The sequence below is a fragment of the Pseudomonas sp. FIP_A4 genome (assembly GCF_036701605.1).
Taxonomy (GTDB): domain Bacteria; phylum Pseudomonadota; class Gammaproteobacteria; order Pseudomonadales; family Pseudomonadaceae; genus Stutzerimonas; species Stutzerimonas phenolilytica.
Genome location: NZ_JAYDXP010000087.1, coordinates 1 through 553, shown reverse-complemented (window position 1 = coordinate 553; position 553 = coordinate 1). Strand labels below are relative to the sequence as shown.

General features: G+C 39.1%; 1 protein-coding gene. It reads right to left on the bottom strand.

Annotated elements, in window-relative coordinates:
* The coding region (locus U8L64_RS00680; protein WP_333392755.1) for a hypothetical protein at window positions 1-434 on the bottom strand (434 nt) is incomplete at its 3' end.
* Window positions 435-553 lie beyond the last annotated feature (119 nt).

Genomic DNA, 553 nt, shown 5'->3' with positions numbered 1-553 from the left:
CGAGGCCCGGCGGATGGCGCAGAAAAGAATGCAGTAACCTTGGTATTGACAAACGGGGATTCCATGTATCTAAAAAATACGCCTTTCGGCCTTCTTATACCCTTTCCCCTGCGGTTTAACGTGCCTCTTACATTGATATCTAAACCCTCCCCTATGGCCGCCTTTAATTGACTAATGAATGCAACCGATATAAACTGTGATAATTCTGGGTGATTTCTGATTCGATCGACAATTGTATTGTACACTAGTGCAGGATCAGGCCAATCCAGTTCTTTTTCAATTACCGGTGTGTCATCTGTATTCAGTACGTGTCCAACAAAAGCAAATGCTAAGGTTTTATATTTCTTATAATTGTCAGGAACTGAAAAAGTTCCCCTTGTGGTTTCAATTACACATCTACTTTCATCGTATATCATAGGTTGGAAGTGCTGCATAATACATTGCTTAATACAAACAAGTAGTCTCTCTCCATTCATATTTCGGTTATTTTCTATTATAGTTGTTGTCATTGTATGTCAGCACTGTAAAAATCCATCTGTTGAAGAAGGATTTC